At 67.7% G+C, this 22158-nt stretch carries 25 protein-coding genes; 5 read left to right on the top strand and 20 right to left on the bottom strand.

Annotation, left to right across the window (positions count from 1 at the left end):
• Together ACZ5UM_RS12675 and ACZ5UM_RS12670 are read left to right on the top strand one after the other, a co-directional pair.
• Entirely contained in the window at positions 1-591 is a 591-nt protein-coding gene (locus ACZ5UM_RS12675; protein WP_464844611.1) for a lysostaphin resistance A-like protein, read from the top strand.
• A 5-nt stretch (positions 592-596) separates the two neighbouring features.
• Complete coding sequence (locus ACZ5UM_RS12670; protein WP_464844610.1) at positions 597-1850, top strand: MFS transporter; 1254 nt, start codon at positions 597-599, stop codon at positions 1848-1850.
• 399 nt (positions 1851-2249) lie between these two features.
• Here the strand turns inward: ACZ5UM_RS12670 and proS are convergent, their stop codons facing one another.
• Entirely contained in the window at positions 2250-3716 is a 1467-nt protein-coding gene (gene proS, locus ACZ5UM_RS12665) for a proline--tRNA ligase (protein ID WP_464844608.1), read from the bottom strand.
• Positions 3717-4160: 444 nt separating this feature from the next.
• Here proS and ACZ5UM_RS12660 point away from each other — a divergent pair, with 444 nt between their 5' ends.
• Complete coding sequence (locus ACZ5UM_RS12660; RefSeq protein ID WP_464844606.1) at positions 4161-4760, top strand: YdcF family protein; 600 nt, start codon at positions 4161-4163, stop codon at positions 4758-4760.
• A gap of 92 nt (positions 4761-4852) precedes the next feature.
• Positions 4853-5290 carry a hypothetical protein gene (locus ACZ5UM_RS12655; protein ID WP_464844604.1) on the top strand — a complete coding sequence of 146 codons (438 nt, stop codon included), beginning with the start codon at positions 4853-4855 and terminating at the stop codon, positions 5288-5290.
• A gap of 112 nt (positions 5291-5402) precedes the next feature.
• Here the strand turns inward: ACZ5UM_RS12655 and ispG are convergent, their stop codons facing one another.
• The 10 genes from ispG to tsf all read right to left on the bottom strand — a co-directional run bounded on the left by ispG (position 5403) and on the right by tsf (position 14279).
• The gene (gene ispG, locus ACZ5UM_RS12650) at positions 5403-6512 is read right to left on the bottom strand and encodes a flavodoxin-dependent (E)-4-hydroxy-3-methylbut-2-enyl-diphosphate synthase (RefSeq protein WP_464848373.1); all 1110 of its coding nucleotides are present in this window, start codon (positions 6510-6512) and stop codon (positions 5403-5405) included.
• A 37-nt stretch (positions 6513-6549) separates the two neighbouring features.
• On the bottom strand, positions 6550-7584 hold the full coding sequence (gene rseP, locus ACZ5UM_RS12645) for an RIP metalloprotease RseP (protein ID WP_464844602.1): 1035 nt from the start codon (positions 7582-7584) through the stop codon (positions 6550-6552).
• A 163-nt stretch (positions 7585-7747) separates the two neighbouring features.
• A complete protein-coding gene (locus ACZ5UM_RS12640; protein ID WP_464844600.1) occupies positions 7748-8911 on the bottom strand; it encodes a 1-deoxy-D-xylulose-5-phosphate reductoisomerase in 1164 nt (387 codons plus the stop codon).
• Between the two features lie 28 nt (positions 8912-8939).
• Positions 8940-10001, bottom strand: a complete 1062-nt coding sequence (gene ytvI / locus ACZ5UM_RS12635; RefSeq protein ID WP_464844599.1) for a sporulation integral membrane protein YtvI — start codon at positions 9999-10001, stop codon at positions 8940-8942.
• A 31-nt stretch (positions 10002-10032) separates the two neighbouring features.
• Positions 10033-10842, bottom strand: a complete 810-nt coding sequence (locus tag ACZ5UM_RS12630; protein ID WP_464844598.1) for a phosphatidate cytidylyltransferase — start codon at positions 10840-10842, stop codon at positions 10033-10035.
• 54 nt (positions 10843-10896) lie between these two features.
• On the bottom strand, positions 10897-11628 hold the full coding sequence (locus tag ACZ5UM_RS12625; protein WP_464848371.1) for an isoprenyl transferase: 732 nt from the start codon (positions 11626-11628) through the stop codon (positions 10897-10899).
• Positions 11629-11684: 56 nt separating this feature from the next.
• Positions 11685-11912, bottom strand: a complete 228-nt coding sequence (locus ACZ5UM_RS12620) for a hypothetical protein (protein WP_464844596.1) — start codon at positions 11910-11912, stop codon at positions 11685-11687.
• Between the two features lie 3 nt (positions 11913-11915).
• Positions 11916-12473 carry a ribosome recycling factor gene (gene frr, locus ACZ5UM_RS12615; RefSeq protein WP_464844594.1) on the bottom strand — a complete coding sequence of 186 codons (558 nt, stop codon included), beginning with the start codon at positions 12471-12473 and terminating at the stop codon, positions 11916-11918.
• A gap of 3 nt (positions 12474-12476) precedes the next feature.
• The gene (gene pyrH / locus ACZ5UM_RS12610; RefSeq protein WP_464844592.1) at positions 12477-13202 is read right to left on the bottom strand and encodes a UMP kinase; all 726 of its coding nucleotides are present in this window, start codon (positions 13200-13202) and stop codon (positions 12477-12479) included.
• Positions 13203-13364: 162 nt separating this feature from the next.
• Positions 13365-14279 carry a translation elongation factor Ts gene (gene tsf / locus ACZ5UM_RS12605; protein WP_464844590.1) on the bottom strand — a complete coding sequence of 305 codons (915 nt, stop codon included), beginning with the start codon at positions 14277-14279 and terminating at the stop codon, positions 13365-13367.
• Positions 14280-14473: 194 nt separating this feature from the next.
• Here tsf and ACZ5UM_RS12600 point away from each other — a divergent pair, with 194 nt between their 5' ends.
• Positions 14474-14722 carry a hypothetical protein gene (locus ACZ5UM_RS12600; RefSeq protein WP_464844588.1) on the top strand — a complete coding sequence of 83 codons (249 nt, stop codon included), beginning with the start codon at positions 14474-14476 and terminating at the stop codon, positions 14720-14722.
• A 405-nt stretch (positions 14723-15127) separates the two neighbouring features.
• Here ACZ5UM_RS12600 and rpsB read toward each other — a convergent pair whose 3' ends face one another.
• From rpsB to ACZ5UM_RS12555, 9 genes are all read right to left on the bottom strand, one after another.
• The gene (gene rpsB / locus ACZ5UM_RS12595) at positions 15128-15913 is read right to left on the bottom strand and encodes a 30S ribosomal protein S2 (RefSeq protein ID WP_464844587.1); all 786 of its coding nucleotides are present in this window, start codon (positions 15911-15913) and stop codon (positions 15128-15130) included.
• Positions 15914-16073: 160 nt separating this feature from the next.
• Entirely contained in the window at positions 16074-16304 is a 231-nt protein-coding gene (locus tag ACZ5UM_RS12590; protein ID WP_464844586.1) for a MerR family transcriptional regulator, read from the bottom strand.
• A 77-nt stretch (positions 16305-16381) separates the two neighbouring features.
• A complete protein-coding gene (locus tag ACZ5UM_RS12585) occupies positions 16382-16918 on the bottom strand; it encodes a hypothetical protein (RefSeq protein ID WP_464844584.1) in 537 nt (178 codons plus the stop codon).
• 98 nt (positions 16919-17016) lie between these two features.
• The gene (locus ACZ5UM_RS12580) at positions 17017-17340 is read right to left on the bottom strand and encodes a hypothetical protein (protein WP_464844583.1); all 324 of its coding nucleotides are present in this window, start codon (positions 17338-17340) and stop codon (positions 17017-17019) included.
• Between the two features lie 58 nt (positions 17341-17398).
• Positions 17399-18835 carry a DUF342 domain-containing protein gene (locus ACZ5UM_RS12575; protein ID WP_464844582.1) on the bottom strand — a complete coding sequence of 479 codons (1437 nt, stop codon included), beginning with the start codon at positions 18833-18835 and terminating at the stop codon, positions 17399-17401.
• Between the two features lie 17 nt (positions 18836-18852).
• Positions 18853-19524 (bottom strand): flagellar brake protein, encoded by a 672-nt coding sequence (locus ACZ5UM_RS12570; protein ID WP_464844580.1) that lies wholly within the window; start codon positions 19522-19524, stop codon positions 18853-18855.
• 31 nt (positions 19525-19555) lie between these two features.
• The gene (locus tag ACZ5UM_RS12565; RefSeq protein ID WP_464844579.1) at positions 19556-19774 is read right to left on the bottom strand and encodes a flagellar FlbD family protein; all 219 of its coding nucleotides are present in this window, start codon (positions 19772-19774) and stop codon (positions 19556-19558) included.
• Positions 19775-19925: 151 nt separating this feature from the next.
• Positions 19926-20684 carry a GTP-sensing pleiotropic transcriptional regulator CodY gene (codY, locus tag ACZ5UM_RS12560; protein ID WP_464844577.1) on the bottom strand — a complete coding sequence of 253 codons (759 nt, stop codon included), beginning with the start codon at positions 20682-20684 and terminating at the stop codon, positions 19926-19928.
• A gap of 245 nt (positions 20685-20929) precedes the next feature.
• Positions 20930-21991, bottom strand: a complete 1062-nt coding sequence (locus ACZ5UM_RS12555; protein WP_464844575.1) for a tyrosine recombinase XerC — start codon at positions 21989-21991, stop codon at positions 20930-20932.
• Between the last annotated feature and the right edge of the window lie 167 nt (positions 21992-22158).

The raw sequence follows: 22158 nt of genomic DNA, 5'->3' as shown, positions 1-22158 counted from the left end.
ATGCAGCAGACGAGTGGGATCAACGGGTTCGTGGTGGGTCTGCTCAACGGGGGCGGCGCGATCCTCGCCGTGGCCGCCGCGCTGCTCGCACTGCGCGCGGTGGCCGTGGCGCCCCTGCCGGAGAACATGGATCCCGACTACCTCACCTACACCAACCCCCTGCTGATGCTGGTGGTCGTGGCCCTGGAGGAGCTGGTCTTCCGCGGCTTCCTGGTCGGCTGGGTGTCCAGCAAGACCTCGGTTCCGGTGGGCGTCCTGCTCTCCGTCGCCCTGTTCTACCTGGCCCACATTCCCAACGGGCAGCAGACGGTGCTGACCTTCGTCAACTTCGTCCTTTTTTCCCTGGCGGCCTGCGTCTTCTACCTCCGGCTCGGCCTCTGGGCCGCGATCGGCTTCCACTACGGCTGGAACCTGGTGCAGTGGACCCTCCTGGGGTTCCCGATGTACGGCACCTTCGGAGGGCGCTTCTTCACCCTGCAGCCGGTTGCGGCGGACTGGCTCACCGGCGCGAGCTACGGCCCTGAGAGCAGCCTGATCACCACGCTGGTGCTCGCCGCGGGCCTGGCGCTGTGGTTCCGGAAATGGTGGTGAATGCAATGCCCGCGCGTGCCGGCCGGCTCCGCCCGATCCTGCGGCCCCTGGTGCTCACCTACATGGCCGGCCACATCGTCAGCGTCTTCGGCGACATCTCGCTGTTCCTGGCCATCAACTGGCTGGTGTATGAGAAGACGGGCAGCGCCACCGCCGTCTCGGTGGCGGCGATGCTGGAGGCGCTTCCGATCCTGCTGCTCGGCGCGCCGGCCGGCGCCCTGGTCGACCGGTACGACCGGCGCGTCCTGCTCATCATCTGCGACCTGACGCGCCTGGGCGCCGTGCTCACCGTCGCGCTGCTGCACGAGCGGCTCGGGCTTTACGCGCTCTATGCCCTCATCCTCACCGAGAACCTGGCCAGCACGGTCTTCATGCCTGCCCGCAGCGCCATGCTGCCCAGTTTGCTCCCGCGCGAGTCCATCGCCCTGGCCAACTCGGTGATGGGCTTCACCCGGCAGGGGGTCCAGATCGCCGCTTTCGGGCTGGGGGGACTGCTGCTGCCGGTGCTGGGGTTCCGGGGCGTCGCGCTCATCGACGCCGGCACCTTCGCCTTCTCCCTCTTCACGCTGCTGGTGCTCCTGCGAAAGGCGGGACCCCAGCGGCGGTACAACCGGGGCCGCTCCTACGGCCGCACGTTGCTGGAGGGGTTCCAGTTCGCCTGGCAGACCCGCTGGGTGCGCATGCTGCTCCTCACCTTCGCCGCCGCCAGCTTCGCCACCGCGCCGGTCTTCACCCTGACCCCGGTGTACGCGGAGCGGGTGCTGGGCGGCGGCGCGTCGACTTACGGCCTGCTCCAGGCCTGCCTGATGGGCGGGCTGCTGGCGGGCAACCTGGCGGGAGGCCTGCTCGAGCGGGCCGGCCTCGGCCGGCTGCTGATCGGCGGCATCACCGGGATGGGCGCCGGCCTGCTGCTGGCCGCCGACTCTCAGGCGCTCTGGGCCGGGGCGGCGATGTACGGCATCGTCGGCGCCGCCATGGCCATGATCAACATCGCCGCCTTCTCCCTCCTGCAGACCCGGGTGCCTCCCCGCCAGCAGGGCCGCACCTTCAGCCTGCTGACCAGCGTCTCCGCCGGTGCCACCCCGTTCACGCTGGTGGTGACCGGGCCGCTGACCGACCTGCTCGGCCTGCGGCCGATCTTCTGGGCGGCGGGGTTCCTGCTCTTCCTGCTGGGCGCCGGCGCCTTCCTGGAGCGCACGCTCCCCAACGTGGATCGGGCCCGCCTCACCGGCGAGCAGTACTCTGCGGGAGAAGCGTGAGGAGGGAACCGCCGGCGCCGCACGCTCGTCACTCTGATACACCGGCGCTGCGCAGGGGGAGCCGCAGGTTGTGCGGCCGCTACCTGTGCGAGCGCATGCATGACAGGGGAGGTCGGTGGCGTGCGGCGCCGGCGGACCGGTGCGCTGGTCGTGGCGGTGGTGGTCGTGCTCCTGATTTCCTGGGGCGAACTGACGCGCCCCCGGATCAGCTGTGACAGCCTTCCCGTTTTCGACGTCCTGGTGGACGGGGCCGACCCCGAGGCCACCGGCTTTGCACGGCTGGGCGCCTGTGCGATGGTCGCCGACGGCTCGCCCTCCACCACGCCGATGCCGGGCGTACACGAAAACCTGGCTGGGGCGCTGCCGCAGCCAGGTTTGTCATGTTCAGGTTGCTCCGCCTCAGTACGCCCGGGCGAACCACACGGTGTGCTTGGCCTCGCCGCCGCAGTGGATGCAGACCTGCTTACGCGCCGGCGGGTCAAAGGGGATGTTGCGGGAGGTGAACTTGGTCTCCTCCTTCACCTTCGCCTCGCACTCGTCGGAACCGCACCAGCCGGCCAGCACGAAGCCCGGGAGCTCTCCGGTCTCCTCGCAGCGGGCGATGTGGGACTTCAGCTCCTCCAGCGTGTTGATGTGCAGGTGCGAGTGGGCGTCGCGGAAGGCCCTGGCCTTCTCGTACATGTTGCGCTGGATCTCCTCCAGCAGGCTCTGCGCCCGCGCCACCGCCTCGTCCAGCGGGACCGGGATCTTCTCGCCCGTGTCGCGCCGCACCATGAGGCACTGGTTGTTGTCGACGTCCCGCGGCCCGATCTCGATGCGCAGGGGGACGCCGCGCATCTCCCACTCGTTGAACTTCCAACCCGGGGTCTCCTCCCGCAGGTCGGACTTCACCCGCACCCCGGCCGCCTTCAGCGCGTCGAAGAGCGGGTCGAACCGGGCCATCACCTTGTCCCGGAGCTTGGGCGGGCCGACGGGGATCATGATCACCTGGATGGGCGCAAGGCGCGGCGGCAGGGCCAGGCCCCGGTCGTCGCCGTGGACCATGATCAGGGCGCCGATCAGCCGGGTCGAGACGCCCCACGAGGTGGTGTGGACGTACTTCAGCTGGTTGTCCCGGTCGAGGAACTTGATCTCAAAGCCCCTGGCGAAGTTCGTGCCCAGGTAGTGGGACGTGCCCGCCTGCAGCGCCTTGCCGTCCTTCATCATCGCCTCGATGGAGTAGGTGTCCACCGCGCCGGCGAACTTCTCCGACGGGGTCTTCTGGCCCACGTAGAGCGGAATCGCCATCTCTGTCTCGACGAAATCCCGGTAGAGCTCCAGGATCCGCAGGGTCTCCTCCCGGGCCTCCTCCTCGGTGGCGTGGGCGGTGTGCCCCTCCTGCCAGAGGAACTCGGAGGTGCGCAGGAACGGCAGGGTGCGCTTCTCCCAGCGGAACACGTTGGCCCACTGGTTGATCAGCACCGGCAGGTCGCGGTAGGACTGGATCCACTGGGCGTACATGTGGCCGATGATCGTCTCGGAGGTGGGCCTGAGCGCCAGCCGCTCCTCCAGCTTCTCACCGCCGGCCTCCGTCACCCAGGGCAGCTCGGGGTTGAACCCCTCCACGTGCTCCTTCTCCTTCTGGAAGAAGGACTCGGGGATCAGCATCGGAAAGTAGGCGTTGCGGTGGCCGGTCTCCTTGAACCGCCTGTCGAGCCCGGCCTGAATCCGCTCCCACAGCTCATAGCCGTCGGGCTTGAACACGATGCAGCCCCGCACCGGCGAATAGTCCATCAGGTCGGCCTTGCGGATCACGTCGATGTACCAGCGGGAGAAGTCCTCCGACTGGGGCGTGATCTCCTTGACGAAACCCTTCTCTTCCTTCATTCCCGGCTCTCTCCTTCGCACGACTCTTGGGGGAGGAGGGCGGCGGCCCGCCGGCACGCTGCAGAAAGCCCCCGTCCCTCGCAGGGACGGGGGCGTCGCTCCCGTGGTACCACCCTCATTGACCGGGCCTCGCCCGGTCCGCTCTTGCCCCGGTAACGGCGGGAAACCCGGCACGGCTTAGGCCCACGGGGGCGGTCGCCGGCGGCTCCAGGGTGGGTGGCCCTCGCCGACGCTGTACCGGCCTCGCACCTGATCGGCCGGCTCTCTGGGACAGGTCCTGCGGGGCGGGCCCTTTCAACGCCTTTCGCTAGGCCATAGACTACCAGTTGATGGTGCAGTTGTCAACTGCGCCGACATGTGACCTTGCCGCCCCGGTGCTGCCGGCGGGTCCCCGCCGCAACCCAACGGCGCGTGCCTCGTTATACCCAACAGGGGGGACGGCCAGTGCGCATCTCGGAAATCGACCTGGAGACCTTGGGCAACCAGCAGATCGCCCGGCTGGTCATGGACGCCCGGCTCTACCGGGGGGAAACGGGCGACATCATCTTCGTGTTCGGCGGGGTCAGCATGGAAAGGGTACAGCAGGCGGCAGGGCTCTTCCACGCGGGCAAGGCGCCCCTGCTCTTCCTCAGCGGGGGAACGAAGTTCGGCCAGCGCAACCGACCGGAAGCCGTGGCCATGCGCGAGCAGGCGCTGGCCCTGGGCGTCCCACCGGAGGCGATCCTGATCGAGACCGAGTCGAACCACACCATCGAAAACGTGCTCTGCTCGCTGGCGCCGCTGCACCGGCAGGTGGGCCTGCACCGCATCCGGAGGCTGATCGCCGTCACCGTGCCCTGGCACATGCGCCGGTCGCTGCTGGCCCTGCGGACGTACATGCCCCGCTGGATCGAGCTGGTCCCCTGCCCCGTGGACCTTCCGTGGTTTGACCCGGATCGCTGGTGGGAGCACCGGGAGGCCGGCTGGCGGGTGCCCAGGGAGGCGCGCAAGCTGGTGGCCTACGTGCGAGAGGGGTGCTTGCTCGACGAGGACGTCGACCTCTGAGCGAAGATGGGCAACTGCCTGGCCTCCAGCCTGATTCCTGTTGCTGCATGTCCCCGTAGCGCAGCCGCCCGTTCTGTGGTATCGCGGTGCCCATGACCCACCAGGCTCGGCAGGACGCGCAGACCCGCTTCGCACTGTGGCTCCTCATCATCCTGGCCGCGGCCGCCGGTGCCTGGTACTGGTCGAACAACCTCTCCCCCACGGCACGGGCCCGGCAGGCGGCCCATGACTTCTGGGTCGCGGTGGTCGCCGGCGACGAGGGTGCAGTGGCCGCGATGCTGGCGGACGAGGCGGACTTCACCGCCGCCGAGGTGATCGCCGCCAACCGGGGGCTGGCCGCGCCGGCACGCCCCAACGGCCTTGTGCACCCTGCGCTGACGCCGAACCGGACGGGCACCGAGTTCATCGTCACCGTTGACCTGGTCGAGCCCCCCGCCTCCGTGCCCCAACGGCTCCGCGTGCTTGCGCTGAAGCGGGTGAACGGCGCCTGGAAGGTGACTCGCCAGGGAACCGACGGCGTCTCGTACTGACCCGCCAGCCGCGGACCGCGCTCCGGACCGGCGGCGGGCGCCCACCGGAAGGGGATCACGCGCTAAGCCGCAGCCCGTGTGGCTGCGGCCTTTCTTGTTGCTTTCTGGCCCGTTACGGCTCCGCATGCCGGCGGTAGCCGGCAGGCACCTGCCCGGAGGCCTTGATCTCGGCAGCCTTCTGCTCCACCAGCTCGACCAGGGCCTCCACCATCTCCTCCTCGGTGGTCTTGCGCACCCGCTCGCCGCCGACGTAGAGCATGCCCACGCCCTTGCCGCCGAACAGCGCCACGTCGGCCTCGGCCGCCTCGCCGGGCCCGTTGACGACGCAGCCCATCACCGCCACGTTCAGCGGCACGTCGATGTGCTGCAGCCGCCGCTCCACCTCGTTGGCCACCTTGACCAGGTCGATCTGCACCCGGCCGCAGGAGGGGCAGGAGATGATGTTGATCCCCCGGGTGCGCAGCCCCAGGGCCTTCAGAATCTCGTAGCCCACCCGCACCTCCTCGACGCAGTCGGTGGAGAGCGAGACCCGGATGGTGTCGCCGATGCCCTCGGCCAGGATCGTGCCGATGCCCACCGCCGACTTGATCGTGCCGGCAAAGGGCGTGCCCGCTTCGGTGACGCCCACGTGCAGCGGGTAGTCCACCCTCTCGGCCAGCTTCCGGTACGCCTCGATCATCTGGTCAACCCGGGAGGACTTGATCGAGATCACGATGTCGTGGAATCCCAGCTCCTCCAGGATGGCGACGTGCTTCAGCGCCGACTCCACCATGCCATCCGCCGTGGGGTAGCCGTACTTCTCCAGGAACTCCTCCTCCAGCGACCCGGCGTTGACGCCGATGCGGATCGGTACGCCCCGCTCCCGGCAGGCCCGGACGACCTCCTCCACCTTCCAGCGGGCGCCGATGTTGCCGGGGTTGATGCGCAGCTTGTCGATCCCGGCCTCCAGCACCTTCAGGGCGATCCGGTAGTCGAAGTGGACGTCGGCCACCAGCGGGATGCTGCAGCCCTTGCGGATCTCCTTGAAGCACTCGGCGGCCTCCAGCGTCGGCGCGGCCACCCGCACGATGTCGCAGCCCGCCTCCTCCAGCGCCCGGATCTGCCGGAGGACCTCCGGCACGTTGCGGGTGTCGCACTTGGTCATCGACTGCACAGAGATGGGCGCGCCGCCGCCGATCTGCACGCGCCCCACCTGTACGGCCCGCGTCTTACGCCGCTTCATCATGTCCAGCACTTGCTCCCTTTCCGCATCGAATGGCCTACTGCCCCAGGATCACGGCCCGCAGATCGCCATAGGTGACCACCAGGATCAGCCCCATCAGCAGCAGGAACCCCACGAAGTGCACCATGTTGACCCGCTCCGGATCCAGCTTCCGCCCCCGCACGGCCTCGACCGCCATGAACAGCAGGTGTGAGCCGTCCAGGGCCGGGATCGGCAGCAGGTTGAACAGGCCGAGGTTGATCGACAGGAAGGCGGTCAGCCACAGCAGATTGGTCAGGCCTTCCGAGGCCTGCGTCGCGATCTCGTGGGTGATCCGCACCGGCCCGGACAGCTCGATCTCCGCGCGCCCGACCACCGCCTGCACCAGCGACTCGACCCACGCCTTCGAGTACTGGTAGGTGATCACCGGGCCCTGCGCCAGGGCGTGGATCAGCGGGACGTCGCGGATCATCTGCTGGACGCCGATCATCCAGCGGCCATCCATGTACACCGGTGTGACCACGGTGCGCATCTCCTGGCCGCCCCGTTCGAACCGGACCTCCAGCGGCGCCCCCTCCGACTCCCCGACGTGGGTCAGGATGTCGGACCAGCTGGCGACGGGCTTTCCGGCGATCGAGAGCACCCGGTCGCCCGTCTGCAGACCGGCCACCGCCGCCGGGCAGGGCTGGCCCGCGCAGACGTCGAGCACGTCGCCGAAGATCGGTTCGGTCACCGGCACGCCCCGCGCCCACACCCACACCGAGAGCAGGAGCGACGCCAGCAGAAAGTTCATCAGCGGCCCGGCGAAGATCGTCAGCGCCCGGGCGTAGATGGGCTTGCTGTTGAACCCCCTGGGGTCCTCCGGTTCGCTGGGGTCCATGCCGGCCATGCGCACGAAGCCCCCGAGGGGAATCGCACGCAGGTTGTACCGCGTCTCGCCCCGGTCAAAGCCCAGAACCGCCGGGCCGAAGCCCAGCGCGAACTCGTGCACGCGGATGTCGAAGAACTTGGCCACCGCGAAGTGACCCAGTTCGTGCATGAATATCATCAACCCGAAAACGGGTATCGCCCAAAGCCAATCCACCAGGGTCATGCCCTCACCACCTGTTCCTGGGCCCCTGCCCACACCATGCTGCCAGCGGCCCGGATCGCCGCCGGCCCCGTCCGCAGAACCCCCTCACCGCGCCGCGCCCACCGGAGACCGCTGCCCGCCCCGGATCCAGCCTGCGCCTCCGTACGGCCCCCACCGGGCAGGTTCATCCCGTGATCCCCTGCTCCCTCGCCGCGGCCCGCGCCCAGCGGTCTGCGGCGAGTATCGCCGCCAGGTCGGGCCGCTGAACCGGGTCGTGGCGATCCATCACCCCGGCGACGACCTGGAAGATGCCGGTGAAGGGAATCTCGCCGGCCAGGAACCGCTCAACCGCCACCTCGTTGGCGGCGTTCAGCACGGCCGGCATCGTCCCTCCCATTGTAGCGGCCCGCCGCGCGTAGCACAAGGAAGGAAAGGTCTCCTCATCGGGCCGCTCGAAGGTGAGGGACCCCAGCGCGATCAGGTCGAGGGGCTGCACAAACCCCGGGCAGCGCTCCGGGTAGCAGAGGGCATACTGGATAGGCAGGCGCATGTCGGTGGGGCCGAGCTGCGCGATCACGTTGCCGTCGACGAACTCCACCGCGGAGTGCAGAATCGACTCGGGGTGGATGATCACCTCGATGCGCTCCATCGGCACCCCGAACAGCCAGCGGGCCTCGATCATCTCCAGCGCCTTGTTCATCAGCGTCGCACTGTCGATGGTGATCTTCGCCCCCATGGACCAGCGCGGGTGGCGCAGGGCCTCCTCCCGCGTCACGCCGCTCAGGTCCTTCCGCCCGCGGAACGGACCGCCGGATGCGGTGAGCAGGATGCGGCGCACCTGCCCGGGGTCGGCGCCGGAGAGCGACTGGAAGATCGCCGAGTGCTCCGAGTCCACCGGGAGGAGCTTTACGCCGCGCGCCCGGGCCGCCGCCATCACCAGCTCGCCGGCCGCGACGAGCGTCTCCTTGTTCGCCAGCGCAATGTCCTTGCCGGCCTCAATGGCTGCGAGCGTCGGCTCCACCCCCATGGCGCCCACCACGGAGGTCAGCACCAGGCTGCTCTCCGGATGGGTCGCCGCCCGGATCAGCCCCTCCTGTCCCCAGGTGATCTCCGGCCTGTAGCCGCCGGACTCCGACTGCAGGCGCTGCCGCAGGGCGGCCGCAGCTTCCGCATCCGCGACAGAGAGCAGGGCCGGCCGGTACCGCCGGGCCTGCTCAGCCAGCCGCTCCACCTGCCAGCCGGCGGCGAGGGCCACCACGCGGAAACGCCCGGGGTGGTGATCGATCACGTCCAGCGCCTGCGTGCCGACGGAGCCGGTGGAGCCGAGGATCGCAATCCCTCTCGTCATCTATGAACATTACTCCTTCGCAGTGGTGTCAGCGCCTGGGCTTCGCGTCCGTGAAGATGGGCAGCAGGCCCGAAGTGATCATCGCCTTCAGCAGGATGGTGATCAGCGGGCCGAAGACCACGCCCAGGGCGCCGAAGAACTTGATGCCCAGGTAGATCGAGAGGAGGACGGCCAGCGGGTGCAGGCCCACCTGGTCGCCCACCACTTTCGACTCCGTCATCTGCCGCAGGGCGCTGACCGTGGCATACACGATCAGCAGCTTGACGGCGAACCACAAGCGGCCCGTGAACGCGGCGTACAGGATCCACGGGACGTAGAGCGCGCCCGGGCCGACGATGGGCATCACGTCCAGCAGGCCGACGGCCAGGCCGGCCAGCACGACGTAATCCGCGCCGATGATGGCAAAGCCGATCATGGACACCACGGCGGTCATCAGGATCAGCATCGCCTGCGCCCTGGCCCAGCCAATGGCGTTGTGCCAGACCTCCATCCGCACCTGGCGCAGCTTGTCCCGCCACTGCTCCGGGAAGAGCGAGAGCAGGAACGCCCCGATCTCCTGCCGGTCGCGGGCCATGAAGAAGGTCGCCACAAACGTGATGATCACGTTGATCAGGAAGCCCGGCACCGAGGTCACGAAGCCCAGCCGCCTGGCCAGCGTCTCCAGGTAGCCGCCCAGGTTGGACTGCAGCTTGCTGAGGTTCTCACTGACCTGCACCTGGACCGACTCCGGCAGGTTGCCGACCAGCTCCTCCAGGTAGAGCAGGACCTGTCCGGAGAGGTCGAGACCCGCCGCATACAGGTACGGAAGATTGCCGATCAGCGCCCGGATCTCGCCCACCAGGTAGGCGATGCCCACGGTGAGCAGGGCGGCGATCACGCCCACGATGAGGATCAGCAGGATGGCCACGGCCAGCGAGCGAGGGATGCGGGCGCGGCGCACCAGCCACGTCACCGGCGGATCCATCAGCTCCGCGATGAGCCAGGCCAGCACAAACGGAAGCACGACAGGCAGACCATAGGTCAGCAGGGCCCAGGAGATCACGAGGAAGGCCGCAAGGCCCAGTACGGAAAACAACCACGGCCTGTCCAACGGGGTTCACCTCCCCCATGCCCACCCCGGCTTATGATACTTTGAATACCAAGGTCGCAATGTAATAGACGAACGGCAGCACGAAAAGGGCGCTGTCAAACCGGTCGAGCACGCCGCCGTGGCCAGGCAGCAGCCGGCCGGCGTCCTTCACCCCCGCGTTCCGCTTCAGCGCCGATTCCACCAGGTCGCCCGCCGCGGCGACCAGCGCGATCGCCGCGCCCAGCGCCGCGCCCTGCCACCGGGGCAGGAGAATCGCCGGTCCCCAGAGCAGCCCCGCCACCGCCGCGCCGGCGATTCCGCCGAGCAAGCCTTCCACCGACTTCTGGGGCGAGATCTTCGGCGCCAGTTTGTGCCGGCCCCACATCACGCCCACGAAATAGGCGAGCGTGTCTGCGGCCCACGTACACAGGAAGGCCATGCCGGCCCACGCAAGGCCGGCATCCCAGCCTGCGCCGCCCCCGAGCCGGCGGAGCAGCACGAGGTAGCCGAGCAGGCCGACGTAGCCCACGCCGGCCAGCGTAAAGAGCCCGTCCACCGCCGAGAACGACTCCGGCCGGAAGAGCGTCCAGGCCAGGATCACCAGCGTCACCACCGCGGTCACCGCCCCGGCGGCGACGCCGTGGGGCGGCAGGAGCCCAGCGGCCAGCACGACGGCCGCTGTGGCCGCGAGTCCCAGCGGCAGGGATGGCCGGAAACCCACGGCCCGCACCAGCCGCACATACTCGTAGAAGGCAATGAGGCCCATCCCCGCCACCAGCACGAGGAAGGGCCACTGCCCGACATAGAGGAGGCCCAGGAATACCGGTATGCCTACAAGGCCCGTCAGTGTACGAACGAGCACGACGTCACCTGCTTTGCTGTGGCCAGCCGCCGCGTCTCTGTGCCCCTTTCGGGCTCACAGGGCGCCGAAACGCCGCTCACGCCGGGCATAATCCCGCAGGGCCTGTTCCAGATGCTCCCGCGTGAAATCGGGCCAGTACACATCGGTCACCCAGATCTCGGCATAGGCCGACTGCCACAACAGAAAGTTCGAAAGACGCATCTCGCCGGCGGTTCGGATGATCAGGTCCGGATCGGGCAGCTCGGCCGTGTAGAGGTGCCGCCTCACGGCCTCGGCATCGATCGCCTCCGGCTCCAGCCCGCCGGCCTTCACCTCGGCCGCCAGGCTGCGGAACGCATCCACCAGCTCGGCCTGGCCGCCGTAGTTGACTGCCAGGTTCAGGATCAGCCGGTCGTTGTTCCGCGTGAGTTCCACTGCCCGAGCGATCTCCTGCTGCTGGGCTTTGGGCAGCTCCTGAATGCGCCCGATGGCCTTGATCCGCACACCGTTCTGGTGCAGGGTTTCGGCCTCCAGACGGCAGTACTCCAGGAGCAGGTTCATCAGCGTATCGACTTCATCCTTCGGGCGCTTCCAGTTCTCGGTGGAGAACGCGTAGCACGTCAGGATCTTGATGCCCAGGTCGGGGGCGGCCTTCACCACCCCGCGCAGGGCCTCCACCCCGGCGCGGTGTCCCATCGTGCGGGGCAGGCCGCGCTGAACCGCCCACCGCCCGTTGCCATCCATAATAATCGCCACGTGACGGGGGCGATAGTCCTCCTCCCGCGATGCCGTGCTCGGGGGCGCCACCCGCTTGAGTCCAACGCGTTCGCGCAAGTCGTCCAACACGCCCCTCCACGACCTCCCTACCCCGCCGGCTGCTCCCGGCGCGCGTATTCCCGGTGCGCCAGCACGAAGGCCAGTCCAGCAGGGGTCTCACGCTGTGCGACGACCCGCAGCTCCCCGATCCCGACCGGGCGGTTGGGAGGGGCGGTTACCGACCACGTGTAGGGTACGCCGCGGTCGATCAGAATCGCCTCAGCCTCCGACCAGCGGAGACCGACCAGATCCCACCGCCATGAACCGCCTTCCACCGGTCAGACCTCCATGATCTCCTTCTCTTTCGCGGCCATGATCTGATCGATCTCTTTGATATACTTGTCGGTCAGCTTCTGGACCTCGTCCTGGGCCCGCTTGGCCTCGTCCTCGGAGATCGTCTTGTCCTTCTCCATCTTCTTGATCTGGTCGTTCGCGTCCCGGCGGATGTTGCGGATCGCCACCCGCTGCTCCTCGGTCCGCTTGTTCACGGCCTTGACCATCTCCCGCCGCCGCTCCTCGGTCATGGGCGGGATGCTGAGGCGGATCACCTGACCGTCGTTGGTCGGGTTCAGGCCCAGATCGGAGACGTTGATCGCCTTCTCGATCGCCTTGATCAGCGAACGGTCCCAGGGCTTGATAACCAGCGTTCGGGGATCGGGCACCTCAATCGTCGCGACGTTGTTCACCGGAACGGGCGAGCCGTAAGCATCCACGCGCACCTTGTCGAGCAGGGCCGGCGTGGCGCGTCCCGCACGCATTCCAGCCAGGTCCTGGCGGAACACCTCCACCGCCTTCTTCATCCGTTCCTCTGCATCCTTAATAACTTCCTTGGTCACTGGTTATTCCCCCCTGACGTAGGTTTGACCAACGTCCTCACCGAGGACGACCTTGACGATGTGGTCAGGACCCATCATGTCGAACACGACGATGGGGATGCGGTTGTCCATGCAGAGCGCGGTGGCCGTGGCGTCCATCACCTGCAGGTTTTTCGCCAGGACCTCCTGGTACGTGACCTCGTCGTACTTGACCGCATGTCTGTTGGTGCGGGGATCGGAGTCGTACACGCCCTGCACGCCTTGCTTGCCCATCAGGATGGCCTCCGCCTCGATCTCCGCAGCCCGCAGCGCGGCGGTGGTGTCCGTGGTGAAATACGGATTGCCCGTGCCGGCGGCGAAGATAACCACACGGCCCTTCTCGAGGTGACGGATCGCCCTGCGCCGGATGAAGGGCTCCGCGACCTGCCGCATCTCCACGGCGGACATCACCCGGGTATCCACCTGCAGCTTCTCGATCGCGTCCTGCAAGGCGAGCGAGTTCATTACGGTCGCGAGCATGCCCATGTAGTCCGCAGAAGCCCGGTCCATGCCCATCTGCTGACCCAGACGGCCCCGCCAGAAGTTACCGGCGCCGACGACGATGGCGATCTCGACCCCCATGTCGTGCACCGCCTTGATCTGGCGGGCCAGGGCGGAGAGCACCTGCGGGTCCAGGCCGAACCCCTTCGGTCCGGCCAGCGCCTCGCCGCTGAGCTTCAGCACAACCCTGCGGTACTTCGGTGTCTGCATCCTCAGGCCTCCAGTTCGGGTGCCGGCCGAGTTGAGCCGACCAAAAACCGTTTCTACGTCTTGCAAAGCGTTTCCTCCAGCAACTGCCGCAATTCCCGGAGAAGACGCCCCCCCTGCTCAAAGGCGGGAGGCCGCCACGCCTCCCGCCTGCCTTCGCCGGGCTTACTTCAGACCAGCCTGCCGCATGACCTCTTCCTGGAAGTCGTCCTGCCGCTTCTCAATGCCCTCGCCCTTCTCGTAGCGGACGAAGCGCTTCACCGTGATCTCGCCGCCGACCTTTCCGGAGACCTCCTTCACCAGGTCGCCGACGGTCTTCTTGGCGTCCTTGACCCACTCCTGCTCCAGCAGGCAGACCTCCTGGTAGAACTTGTTGATGCGGCCGGCCACCATCTTCTCCGCGATCTCCGGCTTCTTGCCCTCGTTGATGGCCTGGGCCTTCAGGATCTCCTTCTCGTGCTCGATCACGTGCGCGGGCACGTCCTCCCGCTTCACGTACTGGGCACGCATGGAGGCGATCTGCAGCGCCAGCTCGTGGCAGAGCGACTCCACCTCGGGGTGGGCCGCCAGCTCCGGCGTCGCCGTCGCCAGCTCGATCAGCACGCCGACCCGGCCCTCGCCGTGGATGTACGCGTGCACCCGGCCCGCCTCGGCCACCTCATAGCGCTCGAACCGGCGCACCTGGATGTTCTCGCCGATCTTGGCGATGGCTTCCTTCACCGTGTCGCCCAGGGCCTCGTTCAGCGCCTCCATGGAGGCGGGCTTCGTCTTCAGGATGACCTCCGCCACGTGGTTGCACAGGTTGATGAACGGCTCGCCCTTGGCCACGAAGTCGGTCTCGCAGTTGATCTCGACCAGCACGCCGTGGCGGGCGCCTTCCTCCACGATGGCGTGGACGCGCCCGTCGGCGGCGACGCGGCCGGCCTTCTTCGCGGCGGAGGCCAGGCCCTTCTCCCGCAGCCAGTCCACGGCCTTGTCGAAGTCGCCCCCCGTCTCAACCAGCGCCTTCTTGCAGTCCATCATGCCGGCTCCGGTCCGGGCGCGCAGCTCTGCAACCATTTTTGCGGTAATCTCGGCCATGCTCGAAATACCCCCTGTTGGTTAGGTTCCCATCACTCGGAAAGGCGGGCTCCAGTTTCTGGTATGCACAGTCATGCCGAATCGGGGGAAGCAGGCCTTCCCCCCATTGGGCGGTGCGTCGTGAGTGGTGAGAGGTGAGAGGAGTTGTGGGCGGTGAGTAGTGGGTTGTGAGCAATGGTGAGGTGGATGGTGAGATGAATGGTGAGATGGATGGGGAGATGAATGGGGAGATGAATGGGGAGATGAATGGGGAGATGGATGGGGAGATGGATGGGGAGATGGATGGTGAGATGAATGGTGAGATGAATGGTGAGATGAATGGGGAGATGGATGGGGAGATGAATGGTGAGATGAATGGGGAGATGGATGGGGAGATGGATGGGGAGATGGATGGGGAGATGGATGGGGAGATGGATAGGGGAGATGGATGGGGAGATGGGTAGTGAGGCGAGTGGTGAGGTGCCCGGCGCTCATCGCCGGAGGCTCACGGCTCACGGCTCACCGCAGACCGCCCACCGCTCCGCACCGGGGAGCTCACGGCCCGCCGCGCAGTGCCACGGGCTCAGGGCTCACCGAACACTGCCCACTGCTCACAGCCGACCGCTCATCGCCGGACGCTGCCGGCGCACAGCCCCCCGGCCATCGCGCGGCTCACCACTCACGGCCCGCTGCTCACAGCTCACTGCTGACAGCCCACTGCTGACAGCCCGCTGCCCACAGCCCACTGCTCACAGCTCACTGCTCACAGCTCAGTATGCATATCGCAGGAAGAGCGGGGCTCCGAGGCGTCAATCCCATCATCGTGGGATAGCCTTCCTCGAGTCCGCCCCGCTCATGCTCCCGTGCAGTTACTCCGCCTCTTCCTCCATCATGTCGGTCTCGAGGTCCTCGACCGCCTCGGTTTCCTCGGCGGCGACTTCCTCCTCTTCCTCGACCGTGGCGGAGGTATCCACACCCTGGCGGCCCTCAATGACGGCGTCGGCGATCTTGCTGGTCAGCAGCTTCACCGCCCGGATGGCGTCGTCGTTGCCCGGAATGACGTAGTCGATCTCATCCGGATCGCAGTTGGTGTCGACGATGGCGACGATCGGAATCCCCAGCTTGCGCAGCTCGGAGACCGCGATGCGCTCCCGGCGGGGGTCGATGACGAACGCCATGTCCGGCAGGCTCTTCATGCCCTTGATGCCGCCCAGGTTCTTCTGCAGCTTCTCCTTCTCGTGCTGGAGCTGCGCCTGCTCCTTCTTGGTCAGCTTGCTCCAGTACTCCGTGCCTTCGATCTCCTCGAGTTCGTTGAGGCGGGCGATGCGCTTCTTGATCGTCTCGAAGTTGGTCAGCATGCCGCCCAGCCAGCGCTGGTTGACGTAGAACATCCCGCAGCGCTCGGCCTCTTCACGCACCGCGTCCTGCGCCTGCTTCTTGGTGCCGATGAAGAGGATCTTGCCGCCGTCCGCAGCCATCTGCCGCACAGCGTTGTAGGCGGCCTCGACCATGCGCACGGTCTTCTGGAGATCGATGATGTAGATGCCGTTCCGTTCGGTGAAGATGTACTCCTTCATCTTGGGGTTCCACCGGCGGGTCTGGTGGCCGAAGTGGACGCCCGCTTCCAGGAGCTGCTTCATGGAGATCACAGACACGGGACCATTCACCTCCACAGATTTTGCAACCTCCGTCCGCCTCATCCCGCTGCGGAACTGCCCGGGGCAGCATCGCCGCAGCGATCTGCGAACGTGTGTAGTCACACACCAACCGATATCTTAGCACAAACAGGGGGCGCTGGCAAAGGGTTTTCCGCGACTACAGCCCGTACCACGCCTTGATCTGCTCCGGTGTCGCGCCCCGGGCCACCAGGGCCGCCAGGCTGCGCAGGAGCACCACCGCATCCGGGGCGTACCGCGGCTCGCCCCGGGGATCGCGGCGCGTCAGGCAGCCCATCTGCGCGGCAAACCGCTCGCGGAACCACCTCAGTTCAGCCCGGGTCAGGCCCGTTTGCTCCAGCAGCTCCGGCTCCGTCAGCCACCGCGCCACCGTCCATCCACGCTCCCGCTCCAGATCATCTCAACCGTACAGACGGACGGGAGCCCCGCCGGGTTCACCCGCGGCCTTCACTGCACCCGGATCCGCACCGGCACCGCGACTCCGGGCGCCACCTGCAGGACCAGCCGCTGGCCGCCGAGGGCCTCCGGCAGGTGGTCCCGCGCAAGCGCGGCCGCCCGCCCGCCGACCCGGGCGGCCACCGCGTCCACCTGCGCGCGGTCTGCCGCCGCCTCCAGCGCGGACTGCGCCGCCTGTTCCGCCGCCCGTTCCACCTGCTCCCTCACCGCTTCCGGCAGTTCCACCGTAAGCCCCGCCACCTCCAGGCGCAGGCCGCTCAGCCGGCTCCGGGCCGCCTCCTGCACCCGCGCCGGCCACTGCGCCTGCACATCAGCCAGGGCAGCAGCCAGCTCCCGCCGGACGGCCGTCTCCACCTCGGCAGCCACCTGTTCCGCCAGCGGCCCCGCAGCCACCGTCACGGTGATGCCGGCGGTGGTCAGGTATCCAATCCCCATCGCCAGCGCGGCGAGCATAGCCCCCGCGCCGGCCAGGACGCCCCGCCAGAAGGGTCCGCTGCGCGGGGGCGCCCCGGTCACGGTGCTTCCCATCCTGCATTCCTCCCTCCGGGCTGACCGGATGCCGGCCCGGAAAGACGGACGGCCCCGGCCACCCAAATGGGTATGCCGGGGCCCGGGGTGTACATGCTTCAGACCTTCACGTCAAGCCGGCTGGTGCCCGGCGGCGGCTCTGCTGGTTCGCTGCGGGTCTGCCGCTGGCGGCTGCGCCGGCCCTCGCCGCCCGACCCCTGGGGCGCGCGGCCGCCGGAACGCTGCCCGTCGGCGGTGATCACCGGGTGTTCGACTTCGGTGCGCCGCCGCACCTGTTTCTGGCTGCGTTCACCCTCCTGCTGCACCTGCGCGCCCAGCACCTGCTGGAAGGCGTGTGGAAACTGCTCGCTCTGGTGCACCGTACGCCCCGCTTCGGCCAGGCGCGGCAGCATCGTCAGGGAGTCTATGGGTCTCACCGCCATCGTCAGACACCTCCCAACGCCGCGGCCGCTTCACCCCGGCAGGCCTGCGCCCGCTGCCCTAATAGGCCGGGATCAGCGTGATCTCCCCTTCCTCGCCGAGGACAAAGCAGCTGTTGGTCGACTGGTCCACCACCACATGCCGCTCCGCACCGATCGTGATCCGCACCCCCGGGTAAACCGCCTCGAAGCCTTTCACGCACGCGCCGGGTTCCGGCTGCAGCTGCGACTCCAGCGCGGCGGCCCGCGCCGCCAGCTGCATCCGCTCCGCACTCGTCAGCCGCCGGCTTTTCTCGGCGAACTCCCGCGAGAGACGCCCCGTCTCCGCTGCCGAGCCGGCCTTGCTCAGGTAGGTGGCCGTCCGGGTGGCCTGGCCGAACCGGTCCTCCACCCGCGCGAGCTGCTCCCGGATCTGTTCCAGCTCGGCGCGTACCGCGGGCGGCACGCCCACCTGCAAGTCGGTGGGGGCGCCCATCGCCGAACCGAGGTACTGGGCGCTGATCTCCCGGCGGGCCCGGATGCGCCCGCCGATGATGGAGCCTCGCCCCCCGGTCACGATGACGCTGTCCCCCGAAACCTGGGAGCCCAGGATGCCGTCGGAGACCTCCACGTCGCCGCCGGCCTCCACCTCTGCGGACTCGATGAAACGGCAGCGCACCTTCCCGCCGGCCTTGACCCGGCCCCGGCCGCCGCCGACGATGCCGTAACGCACGATCACGTCGCCGCCGGCCTCCACGCTGCCCCCCATAATCCCTCCGTGGACCTCGACGTTCTTCCCGGCTTTCACCGTGAACCCCTGCGTCACATCGCCCCGCACGATGACCGTGCCGACAAAGTCGATGTTGCCGGAGCCGTAGCCGACATCCCCCGGCACGGTGAAGATGGGAGACACGGTGACCTCACCGCTGGCCGAGATGGAGGCGTGGCCCTCCACCGTGGCGATCACCGACTGGCCGTCCGGGGAGAGGCGGGTGCCCGCGCCCGCCCGCAGCTGGACGTCTCGCCCCTCGCGGGCCTTCACGGGCCGGCCGAACACGTCCATCCCCGGCTCGCCGCGGGTGGGAGGCTTGCGGGTAGCCAGCACCGTATCCTTGGCCACGTTCCTGACCAGGTTCAGGTCGAAGAAGTCCGCCCGGCCGTCCTGGGTGAGGCGCGGGTATCCGGCCGGCGTCTGCAGCATGGGGTGATGGATGATCGCCCCATCCTCGCCATCCACCGGCCGGCGGCCCTCGGCCACCACGACGCCCTCGCGCTCGGTGCGGAACCCCTGCGCCGCCATCTCGACCAGGCGGTCGATGGCCTCATGGTTGATGCCGAAGACGATCTTCCGTTTGGCCAGCTCTTCCAGCACCTGTTCCCGGGTGATGTGCCTGCCGCCGGGTTCAGGAGGCACGACCTTCGCCTCGACCCACATCGCGTTGGCAGCCACCGTCAGCACCAGCTCCGCGTCCCGCGGCGCAATCCCCCCGGCGCCCATGCCCTCCAGCGATTCGTTCACGCCTCCTTCACCCCCGCTTACTCCAGACCTTTCCGCAGCCTGCGGCGATGCTCGGCGAAGATGAACCGGACGATCTGCTCCCGGTCACGCTCATCGATCTGCGTAAACCGAACCCCCATCCTCGGTTCAGGCGCCTCACCCGAGCCGGGGACCACCGCGACCGGCACGTGGCGCACCACCTCCACCTCGGCGGGAATCAGCCGGTCCGGCAGGTGAATCACCACGTCCAGCCGCGTGCCCACGGGATAGCTTTCGCGCGTGACGATCTGGGCGCCGCCGCCGCTGATGTTCACCGTGCGGCCCGGCACCAGCTCCGGCTCCGCGTCACCGTCCGGTTTGCGGCCGCTGGGCACATATTCGATGGGCAGGCTGACGTCCAGCCGGAAGTAGCTGCGCAGCTGCTGCCGCCGAATCTCGGCCGGTTCCGGCTTCGTGAGGACCAGTGCCGGCGTCGCGCCCTCCACCCGCTGCAGAACCTGGGCAGGGAACCGCACGCGCTCGCCGTCGTGAAGATACTCCACCACCACCTCATCCCCGGGCATCACGGGGATCAAGGCGGAACCGAACATCGGGTGAGCCACCCGAATGCTGGATTCCTCCACTGCTTCTAAATAGGTAGAGTAACGCCCTTTCCACCATCCGGTCGGAACGTAGATCGTCAGTCGCTGGTTGATGGTTGGTAATCGCACCGACCCCGGCCCTCCTCGAGCTGCGTTCGGACTATTCAACTGGCTCACGGCTGCCCCGCAGCGGCGTGTGGCAGGCGCGCTTGAAGTCAACCACCTTCTGGATGATCTCGTCCACAGTCTCCTGCACGATGAGCTTGTGACCGGTAGTCAGGGTCACGACCGTGTCCGGCGTCGCTTCGACAGTCTCAATCAGATCCGCATTGACCACGAACTCCCCACCCTGAGACCTGAACCGCCGCAGTTTGATCACGCCGCTTCGCCCTCCTTGCCCGTGAGACGGTCCGCGCATACGTCTGCTGTCGCGTTAATGTTCGTCCCTGGTTGCGTTTTTCCCTCCTGAACGGTAAGGGTAGCGAAAAAACCCCACGCGCTCCACGCGTGGGGCTTCCGCGGCGGACGGATCAGCTCCGGAGCTTGCGCAGCTCCTCGATCAGCCGGTCGTTCAGCACCTTAATATGCGTACCCTTCATGCCGAGGGACCGGGACTCGATGACACCGGCCGACTCGAACTTCCGCAGGGCGTTGACGATGACCGAGCGGGTGATGCCCACGCGGTCGGCGATCTTGGAGGCCACCAGCAGCCCCTCGTTGCCGTCCAGCTCGTCGAAGATGTGCTGCACCGCCTCCAGCTCGGAGTACGACAGCGTCGCCAGGGCGATCTGCACGGCGGCCTTCTTGCGGGCCTCCTCCTCGAGCTCGCCGGCGTGCGCCCGCAGGATCTCGACGCCCGCGACCGTGGCGGCCAGCTCGCCCAGGATCAGGTCCTCATCCGTCAGTTCCGCGGTCTTGACCAGCACCAGCGTGCCCAGGCGTTCGCCGCCGCCGTTGACCGGCACGATCGTCACCCGGCCACCCCGCATCTGGACCTCCTTGCCCTCCTGCAGGACGGTGAGCGCGCTCTCCTCCGTGTTCGCCGTGGTCTCGTCGATCTTCATCAGCGAGCTGTTGTAGTCCTCGGTGAACGTGATGTTCTGGTAGTCGTCCGCGTCACCGGCGGTCAGCCCGAGACCGAGAATCTTCCCCTTCCGGGAAGCGACGTACACATCCGCACCGATCAGGTCGGCCAGAACCCCGGCCAACTCGTTGAAGTTCACCTGGGTACCTGCGCTCTTCTGAAGCAGGCGATTGATCCGACGCGTCTTCTCCAGCAGTGTCTTCATGGAAATCTGCCTCCGTTTCCGTCTGTCGTTCGTATGTGATGAGCTGTGCGCCGTGGCCCAAGCCACCCCCTACGGCCACAGCGACGGCCCTCCCCTTGGCGTAAGCTGATGCACCAACTACTCATGCTCTTCGCTAATGATACCCATCTTCTCCGCTGTTTCAATCGCCTCCACGCTGAGATTGTCCGAATAAGTGTAACTGGGCGTCATGGCCGGTGACGGCCGGGAAGCCCAAACGTGATCGCTCATGATCCCGGGCCCGGCGGCGAGGCCCGCCGCTGACGGGGGTGGGCCCGCAGGTACTCGCTGCGCAGCCGGTGCGTGGTCACATGCGTGTAGATCTGCGTCGTCGACAGGCTGGCATGGCCCAGCATCTCCTGGACCGCCCTGAGGTCCGCCCCGTGGTTCAGCATGTGGGTCGCAAAGGTGTGGCGGATCTTGTGCGGGCTGACGTGCCGGCTCAGGGCCAGCTGGCGGATGTACCGGTCGAGCAGCCGGCGCACGGAGCGGTCGCTGAGGCGGCCGCCCAGCTTGTTCAGGAACAGCGGCTGCTGCGATTCGGGAACGGACTGCTCCCCGGCCGGCGCCCGGGCCCGCAGAACGGGCCACCCGTCCCTGAGGTAATGGCCCAGAGCCTGGAGCGCCTCGCTGCCCACCGGCACGGCCCGCTCCTTCCGTCCCTTGCCCCAGACGATCACCCAGCCCTCGCTGTAGTCGATGTCGCCCCGGTTGAGCGCCACCAGCTCGCCGACCCGCAGGCCGGTCGCATAGAGGAGCTCCAGGAGCGCCCGGTCCCGCAGCCCCAGCGGCGTGCCGGTATCAGGCTGTGATAACAGCCCCCCGATCTCTTCCTCGTCCAGGAAGACGGGGAGCCGCCGCTCCAGTTTGGGGGTGTGCACACCTGCCACTGGGTTGGTCGCGAGGAGATCAGAGACGACAAGATATTTAAAGAAGGAACGGAGACACGAGAGCTTGCGGGCAATGGTGCGCCGGCTGAACTCCTGCCGCTGCAGAAAGGCCAGGTACGACCGGATGGTCAGGTGGGTGACGGCGCGCAGCTCGTCCAGCCCCACCGGCCGCGGCGGCGCCTGCTGCGCAGCGAAGTCGTGCTTGCGGGTCCGGCCCGAGGCCCGCCCGCCGACGACGGGCGCGCTCTTGCCCCCGCTGCCCAGCCAGGCGTAGAACTGGGCCAGATCGAGACGGTAACTGCGCAGCGTGTGCTCGGAAGCCGATTTCTCCACAGACAGGCTGGCGAGAAAACCGGCGACTTCCGGACCGAGGGTCTCTGCCGTCGGCGGGGCCGTCACCGTCTCCACCTCCTGCCGGGACTTTGTTAACACGGCTTACCCAATCGGTCTCTATCCTAGCACACAGCGTGCCCAGAAGGCAAGACCACAATTCAGAAAATATCTCTATCCATCCACAATTGGCGCTCGCCGATTTTGGCGTGCGACACGGGTCTTGCTCCCGATTT

The sequence above is a fragment of the Symbiobacterium ostreiconchae genome (assembly GCF_055396975.1).
The sequence above is the reverse complement of the archived record's forward strand: the minus strand, read 5'-3'. Positions and strand labels throughout refer to the sequence as shown.